Here is a 15661-nt window from a genome sequence, read left to right as displayed (position 1 = left end):
CTCCCGGTTTTTATGGATTTTGCCGCAAACGGCAAAATCCTATTTTATGCGCGCTACGGCGCGAAAGGTTCTTTGACAAGCTGAATAAGGGACGATTTTTTACATCGTCCCTTATTATAACACATTTTTAACACATTTTGCGGTTTTACCGAACGCCGCGCGCCTGATGGGCTTTCCGCCCGATGCGCACCGGTTTTGCACCGCTCTCGATTTGTCCCGTGCGCCGCGTGGATAGCAGCAGGCCGAACAATAGCATGGTCTGGCACAAATACAGGCCGCCATAGGAAAACAGCGGCAGACCGTAGGCCGCGAAAAGAATAATGCCGAAATTCTGCAACACATAAGCCATGGTCTGGCACGCAAACGTCAGCATGATCGCCCAGCTCATCATTTTGGCGAGCACGCCGCCCTGCCGGTGCGCCAGCTGAAAGCCCCGCGCCAACAGTACCAACACTACGGTTAGTACCAGCGCGAACGCAAGCCAGCCCCATTGCATTTTCACCGCAGTGAGCATAAAATCGCTCGTATCCGCGCGATAATAGTTCAGCCTTCTTTCACTCATTTCCGGCGCAACGATCCCGCCGAATAACGCTTCCCATATCGTTGCACCCATATAGCCGCGATTATCAATATCCAGCGCCGGATAAAACGCCACCATCATACGTTCCCGTACATGGGCATTGGTGCAAATACGCCACCCCATGTACACTGCGAACAGGGCCACGGGCGACAGTGCCAAAACGAGCTGCCGCTTGCGATTGCCGCTGAAATATCCCTGCCACACAGCGCTGCATAGTAACGCGGTGCAAACCAACCCTAACGTTACGATAGCGGTAAGAGTCGGAACGATAAACGCCGTAACGACCATCGGCAGCATGATGACCATGCAAACGGCCACGCCTTTTGTGCCTTTGCCGCGCTGTGCATACAGCATGGCTGCAAACACCGCTGGAAACATCCATACGGCATACTCCGGGTAAAGCAGCTTTCCATTCGCCATTGGCGATATGAAGATCGCCCCCACTGTAGCAAGCAACCAAACGACATAGGTAGTCTTGGCGTGCCTACCCAGCCATGTATAATCAAGAAAATAACCGGCAAACAAGCATACGGCGCCTGCCAGATAGGCGATCACTTGCCGCAAAAGTGTGGGAGACGGCCCGCCCGCATCCGGCCAAATGGTGTGCAGTAGATATTGCAACATGATGCCAGCCACCGCCACGCCAAGCACCAGCCCCAGCATCACCCAGTCGGGCGCGGGCCGCCACGCGCGGTCCAACGCGGTGCCGGTCTCCACCGCGTCGCCCATTTCGCGTATGGTCGCTTCGGCAGCGTGCGCTTCATCCATCCCTTGGTCGCGGAACGCTTCGTACTGATCGGTCAGGTGGCCGGCCAGCTCGTCCGCCGCGTAGGGTCTGGCGCGCTTCCAGCGCATTTGTCCGGTCGCATCGTTCAGCCACAGCGCCAGCCGCGCGGGCAGCGGATGCTTCTGAGACGGCGGGGATACTTCCGGCAACGCGGGCGGCTGTTCGCCGCGCGCCGCCGCGTCGCGTTCCAGCAGGCGCGTTAGGCCGTTTCGCACAGGGTCAGGCAAACGCATGGCTTTCACCCCCCTTCAGCACGTGGTTCACCGCGCCGGAAAAGCGGCGCCATTCCTCGGTCTTTTCGGCAAGGCGCGCCCGGCCCTGCTCCGTCAGGTGGTAATATTTGCGCGTCCGGTTATCCGCCGAAGCGCAAACATAGCTCTGCACCGCGCCCTGCGTTTCCAGCGTGTGCAGCAGCGGGTAAAGCGTGCCCGCCTTAAACGCAAAGGTATCGTCCGACCGCTCGCGCAAGCGGTCGATCATTTGGTAGCCGTACAAATCCTCTTCCTCCAACAGGCGCAGCACCAATAGTACGGTACTGCCCGCGAGCAAGCTTTTATCAATGCCCATGGTCTATCCTCCTTATATCGATGTCCGATATATGCATTATATATCGATCATCGATACAAGTCAACCCTTGACAAGTCCGTCCGCCGGGCGTATTGTAAAAGAAAAACGGAGGAAGTTCCCCATGTCCGCATTTACGATCGATCCCATCTTATATGAAGGCCGCCCGGCGGACTGCACCGGCCGCGACCCGCGCGAGATCGCCTGCTATGACCTGCTTGACCGGCTGGGCGTACCCTTTTTCCGCCTCGATCATGACGAAGCGCCCTCAATCGAGTGCTGCGCCGCCGTGGAAGCGCGGCTGGGTACCGACATCTGCAAAAACCTGTTTCTGTGCAACCGACAGAAAACGCAGTTTTACCTGCTTTTAATGCCGGGCGACAAGGAGTTTCGCACCAAAGAGCTTTCCGCACAGCTTGGTATTTCGCGGCTGTCATTCGCGGGCCCGGAGCCGATGGAAGAATACTTAGGCGTAACGCCCGGCTCGGTCTCCGTGCTTGGCCTGCTGAATGATCCGGATAACACGGTCCGTCTTGTGATCGACCGCGACGTGGTGGAGGGTCGCCCCTTTATCGGCTGCCATCCGTGCCGGAACACCTCGTCCCTTCGCATTGCGACGAGCGATCTGCTGGAAAAGATCCTGCCCGCCCTGCGGCACGATCCCACCTACGTGTCCTTATAAGCATAAAAGAGCGTCTGGAAATGGTAAATCCCATTTCCAGACGCTCTTTTATGCCGTTATAGACGGATGGATACAAACGTTCCGTCCGCAGCTTCCACGTGGACAATCTCCAGTTTTTTGTACTGCTTCAAAACGGACAAGCACTCCCGCACCAGTTCACGCAAGTAACGCTTGGTCAAAAGCTCGTCATAGGGCGGCGGGACCGATCTCCGCATATCCGCAAAGAGGGTCTCCGGCAGGAGCGCGACCGCCGCGCTTGCCAGAGACAGCGGAACGGGCAGCCACAAATTCACCCCTTCGGAACGGACAATAATGCGCATGCGCCGATCCTCCCGGTCTTATCCGATGAATACGCGAACCGTGGTACCGTCCGCCGCGGATACCTCCACGATGTTGCCAAGCGTTTCATTATCCAAGCATTCCAGTATGGCGGTGGTCAGCGCGTCCAGATCAATGCCTTGCAGCTCTTCATTTTTGATCGGCAGCTTGCCGGTCACCTTGAGTACTTGACGGATGATCTTTACCGGCAGCTGTACATTGACCTTATCTCCCGTCGTGCTGTCCACAACGACGCGCAGCATTTTATTTTCATAAGGCGCCGCGTCCGATACGGCGGGCATTGCCGCTCCGAATTCCTCCGCCGCGGGCGCGGGTTCGCCCAGCGCGTCGATTAAATCAACGGCCTGCTCGGCGGAAAGCTTGCCTTCCTCCACCATTTTCAGGATCCTTATTTTTTCATCCATATTCATAACCTCGTTTCCACGCGCCTGCGTCCGCGAACGCAGGGCAAGCGTTACTTATTCTGCTTTAACTGCTCCAGCGCTTCCGCCGGGGTGATCTCTCCGTTTTCCAGCGCGCCCAGAATGTCCTTTTTGCGTGAAGCGGCGGGCGACGGCGCGACCGGCTTTCCATCCAGCTTGCGAATGATATCGTCCAGCCGGGAGCGGACGGTCGGGTAGGAAATTTTCAGTTCCTTTTCTACTTCCTTAATGTTGCCGCGGCATTTCAAAAAGGTTTCCGCAAAAAACAGGTCTTCCGCCGCGAGATAATCGAACTTGCTTAGGGCAAAATCATTTTCTATGGCCGTATCACAGTTTTCACATTGCAGCTTGACGACCTTCAGCCTTTTTCCGCACACCGGACAGTGGCTGATCACCTGATACATCGCGATCACGTTCTTTCCTCTTGATATCTATAATATAAACCCATGAGTCAATAATGTCAATACAAAAATTAAAATAATTAATATCTATATTAAAAATCTTAATTTTCCAATCATATATTATATAAAATTTACATAAAAAGGACGAAAAACCCCTAAGCCTGCGGGGTTTTCCGTCCTTTTTTATTTGATTGCCAGAAACCCTACTTGCATGTAGGAGAGCCATAGAATCTCCACCGCACGGAAACCGCAGCAGCGCAGCGCCGCGAAATGTTCGGAAAGCGGAATGGGGAAATACGCTTTTCCGTATCTGGCCATATGGCTTTCGCATTCCTCATGGCTTTTCCCCTGCGCGAGTTGGTACGACCGCCACCGTTCCAGATAAATCCGTTCCATCTGTTCGCCGTCCGGCGCAAAGTTTTCAAAGCTGATCAGAACGCCGCCCTCCCGCAAGGCCCCATGGCATGCCATAAGCGCCGCAACGCGCTCCTCCTTTTGCAAATAGTGGTTGACCTGAATGGCGGTCACAACGTCGAACTCATTTTTAAACGGCAGTTCGCGCACATCCGCCCTAAAAAACGACGCGCCCGGAAATGCCAATCGAGCCTTTGCGCGTTCCAGCATGGCGGCGGAGCTATCGCAAAACACAAACCGGTCTAGCGGCACTTGCCCCAAGGCCGCTTGTGCCATTTTGCCCGTGCCGCACCCCACGTCGAGCCAACTGACCGCGCCCGTTCGGCAGTGCCGCACGGCATCCACGGCCTGCTTATAAAACTCATCCTGATACGGCAGGGTGCGCCCGATCTCGCTGTCATAATCCGCCGCGTTGAACGCGGAACCATTGTCGTTCATCGGTCATGCCTCCCCCGTTTCAGGCCGGCTCCACGCCTACGCTTTGCAGCCGCCTTACATTTTTGATATAGACGACCGGCACACCGGTTTGCTGTGCCGCTTCGATGCACCGGTTGATTTCTTGCAGCAGCGCCGGGGCATACTGTTCCATATAGCCTTGCTGCACATCGATCACAAGCAGCGCTTTCACGACATCCCCTCTATGTCTCCCGTTTGCAAGCCTCAGCTTTTTTTGTTTCTTTTATCCTATCACAAGGCGGCCTGCCTGTCCATCCTGTCACTGCGGATGCTTGACAAACTAATACCATTAGTTTATGCTGGATATAGAAACGAACACTGTTAGTTTGGAGGAACCCCCATGTCTAAAAAAGGCCTGAGCCGCGACCGGATCGTCGACGCCGCGGCCGCGCTCGTCGAACAAAAGGGGCTGGAAAATATCACGCTGCACGAACTGGCAGGCGCACTCGGCGTGAAAACAGCCTCGCTTTACAACCACTTGCAGGGTCTGCCTGAACTAAACGCGCGCCTGTCCGAGCGCGCGCTGGAGCGCCTGATGGGATCGCTCGAAAGCGCCATGGAGGGCAAGACGGGGACGGACGCGCTGCGCGCCCTTGCCGCCTGCTACCGCTGCTTTGCGCGCGAACAGCCGCAGCTGTACAAGGCCATGCTCGGCCTGCCGGGCTTTGCCGATAACCGGCTGGACGAACTGAAAAACAGCTATATGCAGCTATTTCGCCGCGTGCTGGCCCCTTATGGCCTGACCGAGCAAAAGCAGGTGCACTTTTCCCGCCTGATGCGCAGCGTGCTGCACGGCTTTGTCTCGCTGGAAGCGGCGGGTTTTTTCCGCCGCGCGGTGGAAGCCGAAGAAAGCTACGGCTTTGCCGTTGCGCAATTATGTACGCAGATCGAAAACGCAGCAAAGGAGGCCGCCGAACATGGCGCAAAATGAAGACGCGCAAGCGCGTAAATTCCGGCAAATGACCGAAGCGCCGGTGGAACCGCTCATCTGCAAAATGGCGGTGCCCACCATTATCAGCATGCTGATCACCTCGTTTTACAATATGGCGGATACCTTTTTCGTCGGCAAGCTCAGCACCAGCGCGACCGGCGCGGTCGGCGTTATCTTTCCGCTGATGGCGCTCATTCAGGCGATCGGCTTTTTCTTCGGTCAAGGCTCGGGCAACTATATTTCGCGCCAACTGGGCGCGCAGCATGAAGAAGAAGCCGAACGCATGGCCTCCACTGGCTTTTTTTCTGCACTGATGGCGGGGGCGCTTATTCTGGCTCTTGGTCTTGTGTTTCAAAACCCGCTGTGTCATCTACTCGGCGCGACGGATACGATCTTCCCGCACGCGATCTCCTATATGCGCTTTATCCTGCTCGGCGCGCCGTATATGACCGCCGCGCTCGTTTTGAACAACCAGTTGCGCTTGCAGGGCAACGCGACCTACGCCATGATCGGTCTGGTATCGGGCGGTATTTTGAATATCGCGCTCGATCCGCTGTTTATCTTTGCCTTTCATATGGGCGTGGCGGGCGCGGCCATCGCCACGATCTTGAGCCAGCTGGTCAGCTTTCTGCTGCTATTGTGGGGCGTGGAGCATTCGGGCGGCATTCCGATCCGGCTGAAGCTGTTTTCGCCCAGTCCCGCGCGCTTTCTCGCCATCGCGGGCGGCGGCGTGCCCAGTCTGTGCAGGCAGGGTCTTGCTAGCATCGCCATCACCTGCCTGAACACCGCCGCCCGTCCCTTTGGCGACGCGGCGATCGCGGCGATGAGCGTGGTCACCCGCGTCACCCAGTTCGCGTCCTCGGCGCTGATCGGCTTCGGTCAGGGCTACCAGCCGGTATGCGGCTTCAATTACGGCGCCAAGCGGTATGACCGCGTCACGCGCGGCTTCTGGTTCTGTGTGCGCGTGTCCAGTGTTTTGCTCGTTGTACTGGCGGTGCTCGGCGCGATGTTCGCCCCGCAGCTCATTGCCCTGTTCCGCGCGGACGACGCGGAGGTCATCCGCATCGGCGCGGCGACGCTGCGCTGGCAGTGCCTGTCGTTCCCGCTGCTGGGCTATGTCATTCTGTGCAACATGCTGCTGCAAAACATCGCGTTCACCGTGCGGGCCAGCGTGGTCGCCGCCGCGCGGCAGGGGCTGTTCTTCATTCCGCTGGTGCTGGTGCTGCCGCGCCTGTTGGGGCTTACGGGCGTAATCTACTGCCAGCCCATATCCGATGTGTGCTCCTTCATCCTCTCTCTCGTATTGACCGCGCCCGTGCTCGTTCATCTTGCCAAGCTGGGCGTGGTGGGGCAAGACGCTTGACAGCCGCGCGCACGCCGCCTATACTGGGCTTAACATTTTATAAAATAAAAGGAATGAAACCATGAATGATCTGACCATCCGTCCGGAACGCCCGGCAGACGAGCGCTCCGTGGACGCACTGACGCGCGACGCGTTTTGGGACGTTTTTCGCCCCGGCTGTGTGGAGCACTATATTCTGCACCAGCTGCGCAAGCACCCGGATTTTATCCCGGAACTCAGCCTTGTCGCCGAGCAAAACGGCGGGATCGTCGGCCACATTGCCTACAGCCGCGCCGCCATCGTGCGGGCGAACGGCACGGAGTTCCCTTTGATTCTCTTCGGCCCGCTGAGCGTGCGGCCCGATCGCCAGAAATCCGGCGTAGGCGCCGCGTTGATACGCCATTCACTGGCCCTCGCCGGGGAACTGGGCTACCCTGCCGTTGCCGTGTGCGGCTGGCCGGATTATTACCCGCGCTTCGGCTTTCAGCGGGCGCGCGTTTTCGGCATCACGGACGCGGAGGGCCAATCGCCCGATCCGCTGATGGCGCTCGAATTGCAGCCCGGCGCGCTCGCCGGCGTTTCCGGCGTTCTCCGTGAGAGCGAAGCCTATTTTGACACTCCGCCCGCCGCGATTGACGCGTTTGACGCTACCTTTCCGCCCCGCGATAAGCACGTACTGCCGGGACAGTTCCTCTAACAAACACTGAGGGGCTGTAAAATAAATTCCCACAAGTGAATAGAAAACTGTTGCAAAACGAAGAATGCTACCGATTTTGTCATTCTGAGGAGCGAAGCGACGAATCTCGCGCGAACGCGCGGAATTTACACTGGAAACGCGCGTTCGCGCGGGATTCTTCACTTCGTTCAGAATGACATTCGGGGGCCTTCCTTTTTTGCAACAGTTTTTTATTTTACGGAAATTGTGCTTTATCGCTGTTTCCACACCGCCTGACTGCCATAGACAAACTGCACAACAGAACAAACACGTTTTTTGTTAAAGTGACAGATTTGTAAAATCCCCAAAAAATGTCCCCCCTGATGCAAAAAATCGATGTTCCCGAAGTGTTTTCCGTTTGATAAAATAATAACAAAAAGAGGCGTGAGGAGGGATAAATGCATGGAGTATATACTGGAAATGAAAGATATCAGCAAAACATTTCCCGGCGTAAAAGCGCTTGATCATGTTCAGCTTCGGGTAAAACCCGGCGAAGTGCACGCACTGATGGGCGAAAACGGTGCGGGCAAATCGACGCTGATGAAAATTCTGATGGGCATGTACACCAAGGACGACGGCGGCGAAATCCTCTTTAACGGAAAGCCCTACAAGGCTTCAAGCCCGAAGGAGGCAATGGATCTTGGCGTTGCCATGATCCATCAGGAACTCAATCCGATCCTTGATATGTCCGTGTATGAAAACATTTTTGTCGGGCGTGAGATCCGCAAAAATGGACTGGTAGACAAAAAGGCGGAGATCGAGCAGGCACGAAAGCTGATCGAAGAGAGCGGCCTGCATGTTTCGCCCGAGGAAATGCTGCGGAAACTGACAGTCGCGCAGTGCCAGCTGATCGAGATCATCAAGGCGATCTCCGTCAATGCGAAGGTCATCATCATGGACGAGCCAACCGCGGCGATCAGCGAGCGCGAGGTCGAACTGCTGTTTGGCCACATCCGCAAGCTTGCCGAAATGGGCGTCGCGATCATTTACATCTCCCACCGCATGGACGAGATCTTTTCCATCTGCGACCGCGTCAGCGTATACCGCGACGGCCAGTATATCGGTTCCGGCGACACGAAGGATTTGAACGAAGCACAGCTCATTAAGATGATGGTCGGCCGCGAGATCACCGACGTGTTCCCCAAGCTGGAAGCGCAGATCGGCGAGGTCGTTTTAGAGGCTAAAAACATCGTCCGTGCGGATCGCAAGGTCAAGGGCGTCAGCTTTTCCGTCCGCAAGGGCGAGATTCTTGGCATTGGCGGTCTGGTCGGCGCGGGGCGCAGCGAGCTGGTCGAGGGACTGTTCGGCATTCACGCGCTGTCGGGCGGCGAAATCTATATAAAGGGCAAGCAGGTTCACGTACATTCGCCAAGCGATATCATTAAAGAGGGCGTCGCGCTCATCACCGAGGACCGCAAGGGCACCGGTCTGAACCTGAGCGGCACGGTGGGCGACAATATTGCCATGGTGGCCATCCGCAAGCTGCTCTGCCACGGCCTTTACAACAAGAACAAGGCGCGCAGCGCATCGCTGGACTACATCAAAAAACTCAATATCAAAACTCCTTCCGGCGACCAGATCGTCGGCAACCTGTCCGGCGGCAACCAGCAAAAAGTCGTTATCGCCAAATGGCTGCTGAATGATCCCGATATCATCATTCTGGACGAGCCGACCCGCGGCATCGACGTCGGCGCCAAGCGCGACATCTATCTGCTGCTCGGCAAACTCGTACAGCAAGGCAAGGCAGTCGTCATGATCTCGTCCGAAATACCGGAACTGATGGGCGTGTGCGACAGGATCATGGTCATGTGCGAGGGCAATCTGTCCGGCGAGGTCAAGCGGGGCGAGTTCTCGCAGGAGCGCATTATGGCGCTGGCCTCCGCCATCGAGGTATGAGATATAAGGAAGGGGAAACTATGAAACAGAAGAAAAATGCAAAGGCGCTGATCAGCGAATACTTCATCTTCGTGATTTTTATCGCGCTGATCATTGTATTGACCTGCCTCAAGCCGAGCTTTATCCAGCCGGGCAATCTGGTTAATATTCTAAAGCAAGCGTCGATCAACGGCATTTTGGCGTTCGGTATGATGTTCGTCATCATCGCGGGCGGCTTTGATATGTCCGTCGGCTCTACGGTCGCGTTCACCGGCATTCTCGCCGCCATGCTCGGTCAGGGGCAGTATCCGCTGATTGTGCCGCTGGTCGTGGCGATGTTGGCCGGTCTCGCGGTCGGTCTGGTAAACGGCGTGGGCGTGGCGATCGGCGACCTACCGCCGTTCATCATGACGCTCGGCACCATGACCGCCGTGCGCGGCCTCGCGCTGCTAACCTCCAACGGCAAGCCGATCACCGGCATCAGCAAGCAATATCGCGAGGTCGCCGCAAGCTCGCTCTTCGGCGTGCCGATGCTGGCGGTCTTTCTGGTCGTCGTCATCCTAATCTGCTCGTTCGTTTTGGCCAAAACGGTATACGGCCGCCGGGTCTATGCCTGCGGCGGCAACCTGCAAGCCGCGCGCGTTTCGGGTATCAACACAACGATGATCCGCATTTCCACGTTCGCTATCGCCGGCCTGCTGGCCGGTCTGAGCGGCTTTTTGATGACATCCCGCGTGACGATTGGCCAGCCGACCGCGGCGGAAAGCTACGAGATGGACGCGATCACCGCGTGCGTCGTCGGCGGCGTTTCCATGGTGGGCGGCGTCGGCAAGCCGTGGGGCGTGGTAGTCGGCTGCCTGCTGATCACCATCATTGCCAACGGTCTCGATATCATGGGCGTATCCTCGCACTGGCAGAAGATCGTTAAGGGCGCGATCATCGTGCTGGCGGTCCTCATCGACGTAAAGGGCAAGGGAAAGAAAAACTGACGGATGTTAAGAGCAGGGGCGCGGGGCGCTCCGCTCTTATCATATATGCTTCTTAAGGAGGAAGAGAAAAATGAGCAAAAAAAGATTTCTGGCCATGCTGATGGCCGGCACGATGGTCCTGACCATGGCGGGCTGCGGTAACGACGCGTCCGGCGAGACGAAGGGCGACGCCGAACCGAGCGCGGACGCCGACAAGGGCGGCGACGCGTACAAAATCGCGCTGATCCAGCAGCACCAGACCAACGCCTTCCAGATCGAGCTGACCGAGGCCGCCGAGGCCAAGGCCAAGGAACTGGGCGTCGACCTGACCATCCTCAGCGCGGATCAGGACGCCGCGACCCAGATCAGCCAGATCGAGCAGTGCGTGTCCGAGGGCTATAACGCGATCTTGTTTGAGCCTGTCGATCCCGACGGACTGGGCGACGCGTCGAAGAACGCCGCGGACGCGGGCGTTGTCGTCATCAACATCGTTTCGGCTTGCACCGATTGGGAAGCCAACGGCATCGCCGCTGTTTCCTACGGCAATAACGTCAAGGCCGGCGAGACCGAGATGCAACACGTTGCCGACCTGCTCGGCGGCAAGGGCAACATCGCCATCCTGACCGGCCCGTCCGGCGACTCGGGCGGCTTGCAGCGCATGGAAGGCTACGAAAACGTGCTCAAGAACTACCCTGACATCGTGCAGGTCGTCGCCCCGGCAGACTGCCAGTGGGATACCGCGAGCGCGCAGTCCACGGTAGAGAGCTGGCTGACTGCCTATGATCTGGACGCGATCGTTTGCGAGAACGACGGCATGGCGGTCGGCGCGGGCAACGCGGCGGGCGCGAACAGCGGCATCATCATCACCGGCGTTGACGGCACCCCGGACGGCTTTGAAGCCATTCTGGACGGCCGCATCACCGGCACCGTTTCCCAGAACGGCGGCGCCATGGCGGCCAACGGCGTCGAGGCGGCGGTAACACTGTTGAGCGGCGGCAAGTTGGACAACAACGTCATCATCACCGACAATACATGGATCGACGCATCCAACGTAGCGGACTTCTCCTAACCTGCATTCTATGTTGAAAAATCTTTAAACTAGTGTTAAGATAAGTATAGAAAAGGGCGCGTTGCAAAATAAAAGAATGTTTTATACCTTGTCATTCTGAGGAGCGAAGCGACGAAGAATCTCGCGCAAACGCGCGAAACCAACGTACGATCCGCGCGTTCGCGCGGGATTCTTCACTTCGTTCAGAATGACATACGGAAATTCTTTTATTTTGCAACGCGCCCTTTTCTCATCGTCATATAAAAATACCGGAGGAATGCATATGTTAAAGGTCGTTCTGGCGGACGATGAGAAAAAGATCATTTCGCTAATGCTGAAGCTGGTCGACTGGGCGGGGCTCGGCTACGAAGTCGTCGGCACGGCCAATGACGGCCTGCGCGCGCTTGATCTCGTGCAGCAAAAGCAGCCGCATCTGCTGATCACCGATATCCGTATGCCGGGTTGCAGCGGACTCGATCTGATTCGTCGCGCCAAGGGATTGCAACCCGGCCTGCATTTCATCGTCATCAGCGGATACCGGCAATTTGAATATGCGCAAAACGCGCTGAAATACGGCGTGGAGGATTACCTGCTCAAACCGCTCAAGCAGGACGAGCTTTCCGATATACTGCTTCGCTTGAAGGATAAGCTGGGCGAAGAGACCGCGCTGGAATACCATCTGCAAAAGAGCGGCGAGCGCCGGCAGGACCTTCTCATCGCCGCGCTCAAGAGCGCGGCGGAGCGGCAGCAGCCGTTTCTGACCGCGCAGCAGGCCGAAGCGGAATACGACCTGCGCTTTGGCGAGGGCTGCTATTTTGCCGCATTGATCAAGCCGGATATCTCCTATGCGGACCAATCGCTGGACGGGTACCGCATCATGATGCAGCACACGCTGGAGATCGTGCGGCGGGAGATACAGCCGCTCGCGGACGAATGCGCGGCCGCCGTTCTGTGGGAAGGCGTAGCCGTTCTTACGTATCTGCGCGATTATCGCGCGGTCGAGGTCAAGCAGTGCTTTACCAAGATCCGAAAAGAGGTAGAAAAACAGCGCGATCTGTTTTGGGGAATCCGGTGCACCGTCTGCTTGGGCAGCCGCAAGACCTGCCCGGAGCAACTGGCAGCCTCCATGCGGGAGGCGCTTTGGCTCTGCCGCGACCGCCTGTGTCGCGTACAGCCGTGGCGGGATGCGGAAAGCGAGGAACCCGCGCTTGACGAGCGGTACCAGATGGACACGCCGCATAAAAAGCGATTTCAAGAAGCGGCGGAATATCTGGACGAAACACGCTTTACGCAGGAGCTGGAGGACAGCTACCGCTTGATCGTGCCGCGAAAGCCGCTGAATGGACAGATGCTGGAGGATTGGTTTACGCAGGTGCTGGAGACAAGCCTGTACGGTATGCAGCAAAACGCCAAGGTGGAACCGCGGTTCTCGGAAACCATGCGCGAAAACTTCTGGCGCTGCGCCGCGCCGCAGGACATCCTGATTCTGCTGCGGGAGGGCGTCTGCGAACAGCTCCGCCGTCTGAGCGAGGAAAAATCGCTGCGCGAGACCCGCCCGATCACCGAGGCCAAGCGCTATATCCAACAGCACTATCAGCAGGCGCTGCGGCTGGAGGACGTGAGCAGCGCGGTCGGCTTCAACGCCACTTATTTTTCAGTATTATTTAAAAAAGAGACCGGACAGAATTTTATGGATTATCTGACCGAGCTGCGCATCAACAAATCCAAGGAGCTGCTGTGCAGCGATACGCTGTCCGTGCAGGACGTGGCCGAACAGGTCGGCTACCGCGATTTAAAGTATTTTTCACGGCTGTTCAAAAAAACGACCGGCGTCAGCCCGTCGGATTACAAGAAGCTGTATAAGTAGGTGGTACCATGCGGTTTCGTACAGGATGGAAGCTGTTAAGCGCGCTTAGGCGTTATCGGAACGACAAAAACTTGGAAGCCGTGCTGCGGAGGGACTGGAGCCGGGACCCTGATCTCAGCGCGTTCTTTTCGGATATCGAAACGCGTCTGCACGGCGAGGAGATCGCCAAGCTACAGCAAAAGCAGGCGGAGTATCTGGCGCTGCAAAACCAGATAAACCCGCATTTTCTATACAACGCGCTCGAAGCGATCCGGTCGGACGCGTTGCTCGCGGACTGCGAGGAGATCGCCGAGACGACCGAGGCGCTTGCCACCTTTTTCCGCTACACGATCTCCAACTTGCAGGAATATGTGACCTTCTCCGACGAGCTGGACAACGCCGAAAACTATTTCACCGTGCAGCGCTGCCGCTTTGGCGACAAGGTTTCGATGGAGCTGGAGCTCGGCGACGAAGCCTTGCTGGAAGCGCGTATGCCCAAGCTGATCCTACAGCCGCTGGTGGAAAACGCGGTCTCGCATGGCTTGGAGGGAAAGATCGAGCATGGCACGGTCCGCATCCTTGTGGAAAACAGCGAAAACACGCTGTTCCTCCGCGTGCGGGACGACGGCGTGGGCATGCCCGAGGATCAGGTGGCCCGGCTCAACGAAGCGTTTGCCGGGGACGTCGGACCGATCGGCGTGCAGCTGCGGGACGGCATCGCGCTGCGCAATGTCAACAGCCGCATCCGCCTGATGTTCGGGGAGGATTATGGACTTCGCATTTTCAGCGCGGCTGGCGTGGGCACGGAATGCTGCGTGACGCTGCCGCTGCTCTCGCAGGAGGAATGAACGCCGATGAAAGAAGAACTGATCCGTGTGGAAAACGGCCGTTTTCGGAGCGATGGAGACGACTACCAGTTCGATATCGCCATCTCCCGCGGGGAATGCGTCGGCGTCTACGTAGACGACCACCTGACCTCGGGCACGGCCTATTTGGACATTTTCAAGGGCTATTCGCGCCTCGTCGGCGGAAAGGTCTTTGCCCTTGGCGGGCGGTCCGGTTCGATCGAGCTGGAACGCTATATTGCACAGCATTGCATGATCATAGACCGGCACCGCTTTGACTCCGAGGAGCTGACGGTGCGGGATTTTGTGCTGGCGCTGGATAAAAGCTTTCGCTGGCGGCAAAAGAAAAGCGCGGCCCAGCGGTTGCTGTCGCCGCAGTCGGAGGACATGCGGCGGCAGATGTCGTGCGGTTTTCCGTGGGAGCAAAAGCTGGTCGAGCTTTCGCTGCTCGATTATTACCGGCTCGCTGTTTTTCGGGCGTGGTTCTGGAAAAACGAGCTGATCGCACTTGACCGTTTGACCGAAATCCTGCGTCAGAAGGATTTGGAAAAGCTGATGCACTGCGTCCGGCTGCTGTTGCAACAAGGGGCGGCGGTGATCCTTTTTGATATGGACGAGGAATTCTTATACCGGCACGCCATCCGAATCGACGTGGTTAAGGACCGGAAGACCTGTTACCGGCTCTATCCGGAGGAATACGACGGCCGCCTGTATGAGATTCTAGGCTGGAAGCGGCGCGGCGGCCGTGTGGATGAGCCTGAACCACAGCCCGGCGAACAGGTCGTGCTTGCCGTATCCGGACTCACCTTTCCCGCCATGCCGCCCCTCCGCTTTGAGATTCGCGGCGGAGAGATCGCTTTTTTGCGGGATGAAAATTACAACACGGTATCCCAGATCCGCGACTGTTTTTTGGGGAAAAAAAGCTGGTTGAGCGGCGTGTTTTGTCTGGACGGCAAGGTATATGAGCACGCGGAGCTGACCCGCGTGATCGGCACGCGAATCGGGATACAGATCGAGCGGCCCGACCGCCCGAGCGGCGTGCTGTTTGACAATTTGACCGCGCTGGATAATCTGTGCACCTGTCTGCTCCCCAAGGCGGGGCGGCATATCATGCACCGCAATCTGGTGGAAAACATCTTACAGGAAGCGTCCCGCTGGTTCAGCAGGGACGCGTTGCTGCGCCCGCTTCGCGAATGGCCGCTGCCCGAGCGGCTGCGGTTTTCTTACTTTAAGTGGTACTTTTTGAGCCCGCGTCTATTGATCTGCTTTTTCCCGTTTGCAGGTCAGGAATCGGCGCACCATGAGATGATTATCGATATGCTGGTTACCTGCGCGCAAAAAGGAATGGCAGTTTGGGTCGTGTCCTCGGGTATCGACGCGATCTGTGAGAAAACCGAAAACAAAGAATTCCTCAAACGTCTGCATTATCTGAACGAATAGCTTTGT

At 57.2% G+C, this 15661-nt stretch carries 17 protein-coding genes; 10 read left to right on the top strand and 7 right to left on the bottom strand.

All coding sequences use genetic code 11. The annotated features are described in order from the left end of the window. Positions 1-145: 145 nt before the first annotated feature. Together NE562_RS10230 and NE562_RS10225 are read right to left on the bottom strand one after the other, a co-directional pair. On the bottom strand, positions 146-1600 hold the full coding sequence (locus NE562_RS10230) for an FtsW/RodA/SpoVE family cell cycle protein (protein WP_280962316.1): 1455 nt from the start codon (positions 1598-1600) through the stop codon (positions 146-148). Beyond that, a complete protein-coding gene (locus tag NE562_RS10225) occupies positions 1587-1934 on the bottom strand; it encodes a PadR family transcriptional regulator (RefSeq protein WP_280962315.1) in 348 nt (115 codons plus the stop codon). The genes NE562_RS10230 and NE562_RS10225 overlap by 14 nt, the downstream gene beginning before the upstream one ends. Positions 1935-2055: 121 nt before the next feature. On the opposite strand from NE562_RS10225, the gene NE562_RS10220 reads away from it, so the two are divergent. Beyond that, on the top strand, positions 2056-2613 hold the full coding sequence (locus NE562_RS10220) for a prolyl-tRNA synthetase associated domain-containing protein (protein ID WP_280962314.1): 558 nt from the start codon (positions 2056-2058) through the stop codon (positions 2611-2613). Between the two features lie 56 nt (positions 2614-2669). Here NE562_RS10220 and NE562_RS10215 read toward each other — a convergent pair whose 3' ends face one another. The 5 genes from NE562_RS10215 to NE562_RS10195 all read right to left on the bottom strand — a co-directional run bounded on the left by NE562_RS10215 (position 2670) and on the right by NE562_RS10195 (position 4817). Continuing rightward, positions 2670-2933 (bottom strand): hypothetical protein, encoded by a 264-nt coding sequence (locus tag NE562_RS10215; RefSeq protein WP_280962313.1) that lies wholly within the window; start codon positions 2931-2933, stop codon positions 2670-2672. 18 nt (positions 2934-2951) lie between these two features. Continuing rightward, positions 2952-3356 carry an SHOCT-like domain-containing protein gene (locus NE562_RS10210; protein ID WP_280962312.1) on the bottom strand — a complete coding sequence of 135 codons (405 nt, stop codon included), beginning with the start codon at positions 3354-3356 and terminating at the stop codon, positions 2952-2954. A gap of 50 nt (positions 3357-3406) precedes the next feature. Beyond that, positions 3407-3778 carry a DUF2089 domain-containing protein gene (locus NE562_RS10205; RefSeq protein WP_280962320.1) on the bottom strand — a complete coding sequence of 124 codons (372 nt, stop codon included), beginning with the start codon at positions 3776-3778 and terminating at the stop codon, positions 3407-3409. A gap of 180 nt (positions 3779-3958) precedes the next feature. Continuing rightward, positions 3959-4627, bottom strand: coding sequence for a class I SAM-dependent methyltransferase (locus NE562_RS10200; RefSeq protein ID WP_280962311.1), 669 nt, complete (start codon positions 4625-4627; stop codon positions 3959-3961). Between the two features lie 19 nt (positions 4628-4646). Then, positions 4647-4817 carry an isochorismatase family protein gene (locus NE562_RS10195; protein ID WP_280962310.1) on the bottom strand — a complete coding sequence of 57 codons (171 nt, stop codon included), beginning with the start codon at positions 4815-4817 and terminating at the stop codon, positions 4647-4649. Positions 4818-4985: 168 nt separating this feature from the next. Here NE562_RS10195 and NE562_RS10190 point away from each other — a divergent pair, with 168 nt between their 5' ends. The 9 genes from NE562_RS10190 (at position 4986) to NE562_RS10150 (ending at position 15655) form a co-directional block, all read left to right on the top strand. Next, entirely contained in the window at positions 4986-5576 is a 591-nt protein-coding gene (locus NE562_RS10190; RefSeq protein ID WP_280962309.1) for a TetR/AcrR family transcriptional regulator, read from the top strand. Then, positions 5563-6939 carry an MATE family efflux transporter gene (locus NE562_RS10185; protein WP_280962308.1) on the top strand — a complete coding sequence of 459 codons (1377 nt, stop codon included), beginning with the start codon at positions 5563-5565 and terminating at the stop codon, positions 6937-6939. Before NE562_RS10190 ends, NE562_RS10185 begins: the two co-directional genes overlap by 14 nt. 61 nt (positions 6940-7000) lie before the next feature. Beyond that, positions 7001-7615 carry a GNAT family N-acetyltransferase gene (locus tag NE562_RS10180; protein ID WP_280962307.1) on the top strand — a complete coding sequence of 205 codons (615 nt, stop codon included), beginning with the start codon at positions 7001-7003 and terminating at the stop codon, positions 7613-7615. Positions 7616-8035: 420 nt separating this feature from the next. Next, entirely contained in the window at positions 8036-9529 is a 1494-nt protein-coding gene (locus tag NE562_RS10175) for a sugar ABC transporter ATP-binding protein (RefSeq protein ID WP_280962306.1), read from the top strand. Positions 9530-9549: 20 nt separating this feature from the next. Further along, positions 9550-10497, top strand: coding sequence for an ABC transporter permease (locus NE562_RS10170; protein ID WP_280962305.1), 948 nt, complete (start codon positions 9550-9552; stop codon positions 10495-10497). Positions 10498-10567: 70 nt separating this feature from the next. Next, a complete protein-coding gene (locus tag NE562_RS10165; RefSeq protein WP_280962304.1) occupies positions 10568-11545 on the top strand; it encodes a sugar ABC transporter substrate-binding protein in 978 nt (325 codons plus the stop codon). A gap of 262 nt (positions 11546-11807) precedes the next feature. Next, positions 11808-13391 (top strand): response regulator transcription factor, encoded by a 1584-nt coding sequence (locus NE562_RS10160; RefSeq protein ID WP_280962303.1) that lies wholly within the window; start codon positions 11808-11810, stop codon positions 13389-13391. A gap of 80 nt (positions 13392-13471) precedes the next feature. Beyond that, complete coding sequence (locus tag NE562_RS10155; protein ID WP_280962319.1) at positions 13472-14218, top strand: sensor histidine kinase; 747 nt, start codon at positions 13472-13474, stop codon at positions 14216-14218. Positions 14219-14224: 6 nt separating this feature from the next. Then, the gene (locus tag NE562_RS10150) at positions 14225-15655 is read left to right on the top strand and encodes a hypothetical protein (RefSeq protein ID WP_280962302.1); all 1431 of its coding nucleotides are present in this window, start codon (positions 14225-14227) and stop codon (positions 15653-15655) included. The last annotated feature ends 6 nt before the right edge of the window (positions 15656-15661 follow it).

Origin of the sequence: Butyricicoccus faecihominis (assembly GCF_024462775.1) — a bacterium.
Classification (GTDB): Bacteria; Bacillota; Clostridia; order Oscillospirales; family Butyricicoccaceae; genus Agathobaculum; species Agathobaculum faecihominis_A.
The sequence above is the reverse complement of the archived record's forward strand: the minus strand, read 5'-3'. Positions and strand labels throughout refer to the sequence as shown.

Bases quoted from the DNA above. Each gene is read 5' to 3' on its own strand.
- NE562_RS10220 (WP_280962314.1), top strand. From the start codon at position 2,056: ATGTCCGCATTTACGATCGATCCCATCTTATATGAAGGCCGCCCGGCG.
- NE562_RS10230 (WP_280962316.1), bottom strand. From the start codon at position 1,600: ATGCGTTTGCCTGACCCTGTGCGAAACGGCCTAACGCGCCTGCTGGAA.
- NE562_RS10200 (WP_280962311.1), bottom strand. From the start codon at position 4,627: ATGAACGACAATGGTTCCGCGTTCAACGCGGCGGATTATGACAGCGAG.
- NE562_RS10185 (WP_280962308.1), top strand. From the start codon at position 5,563: ATGGCGCAAAATGAAGACGCGCAAGCGCGTAAATTCCGGCAAATGACC.
- NE562_RS10160 (WP_280962303.1), top strand. From the start codon at position 11,808: ATGTTAAAGGTCGTTCTGGCGGACGATGAGAAAAAGATCATTTCGCTA.
- NE562_RS10190 (WP_280962309.1), top strand. From the start codon at position 4,986: ATGTCTAAAAAAGGCCTGAGCCGCGACCGGATCGTCGACGCCGCGGCC.
- NE562_RS10210 (WP_280962312.1), bottom strand. From the start codon at position 3,356: ATGGATGAAAAAATAAGGATCCTGAAAATGGTGGAGGAAGGCAAGCTT.
- NE562_RS10205 (WP_280962320.1), bottom strand. From the start codon at position 3,778: ATGTATCAGGTGATCAGCCACTGTCCGGTGTGCGGAAAAAGGCTGAAG.
- NE562_RS10170 (WP_280962305.1), top strand. From the start codon at position 9,550: ATGAAACAGAAGAAAAATGCAAAGGCGCTGATCAGCGAATACTTCATC.
- NE562_RS10180 (WP_280962307.1), top strand. From the start codon at position 7,001: ATGAATGATCTGACCATCCGTCCGGAACGCCCGGCAGACGAGCGCTCC.
- NE562_RS10225 (WP_280962315.1), bottom strand. From the start codon at position 1,934: ATGGGCATTGATAAAAGCTTGCTCGCGGGCAGTACCGTACTATTGGTG.
- NE562_RS10150 (WP_280962302.1), top strand. From the start codon at position 14,225: ATGAAAGAAGAACTGATCCGTGTGGAAAACGGCCGTTTTCGGAGCGAT.
- NE562_RS10165 (WP_280962304.1), top strand. From the start codon at position 10,568: ATGAGCAAAAAAAGATTTCTGGCCATGCTGATGGCCGGCACGATGGTC.
- NE562_RS10175 (WP_280962306.1), top strand. From the start codon at position 8,036: ATGGAGTATATACTGGAAATGAAAGATATCAGCAAAACATTTCCCGGC.
- NE562_RS10215 (WP_280962313.1), bottom strand. From the start codon at position 2,933: ATGCGCATTATTGTCCGTTCCGAAGGGGTGAATTTGTGGCTGCCCGTT.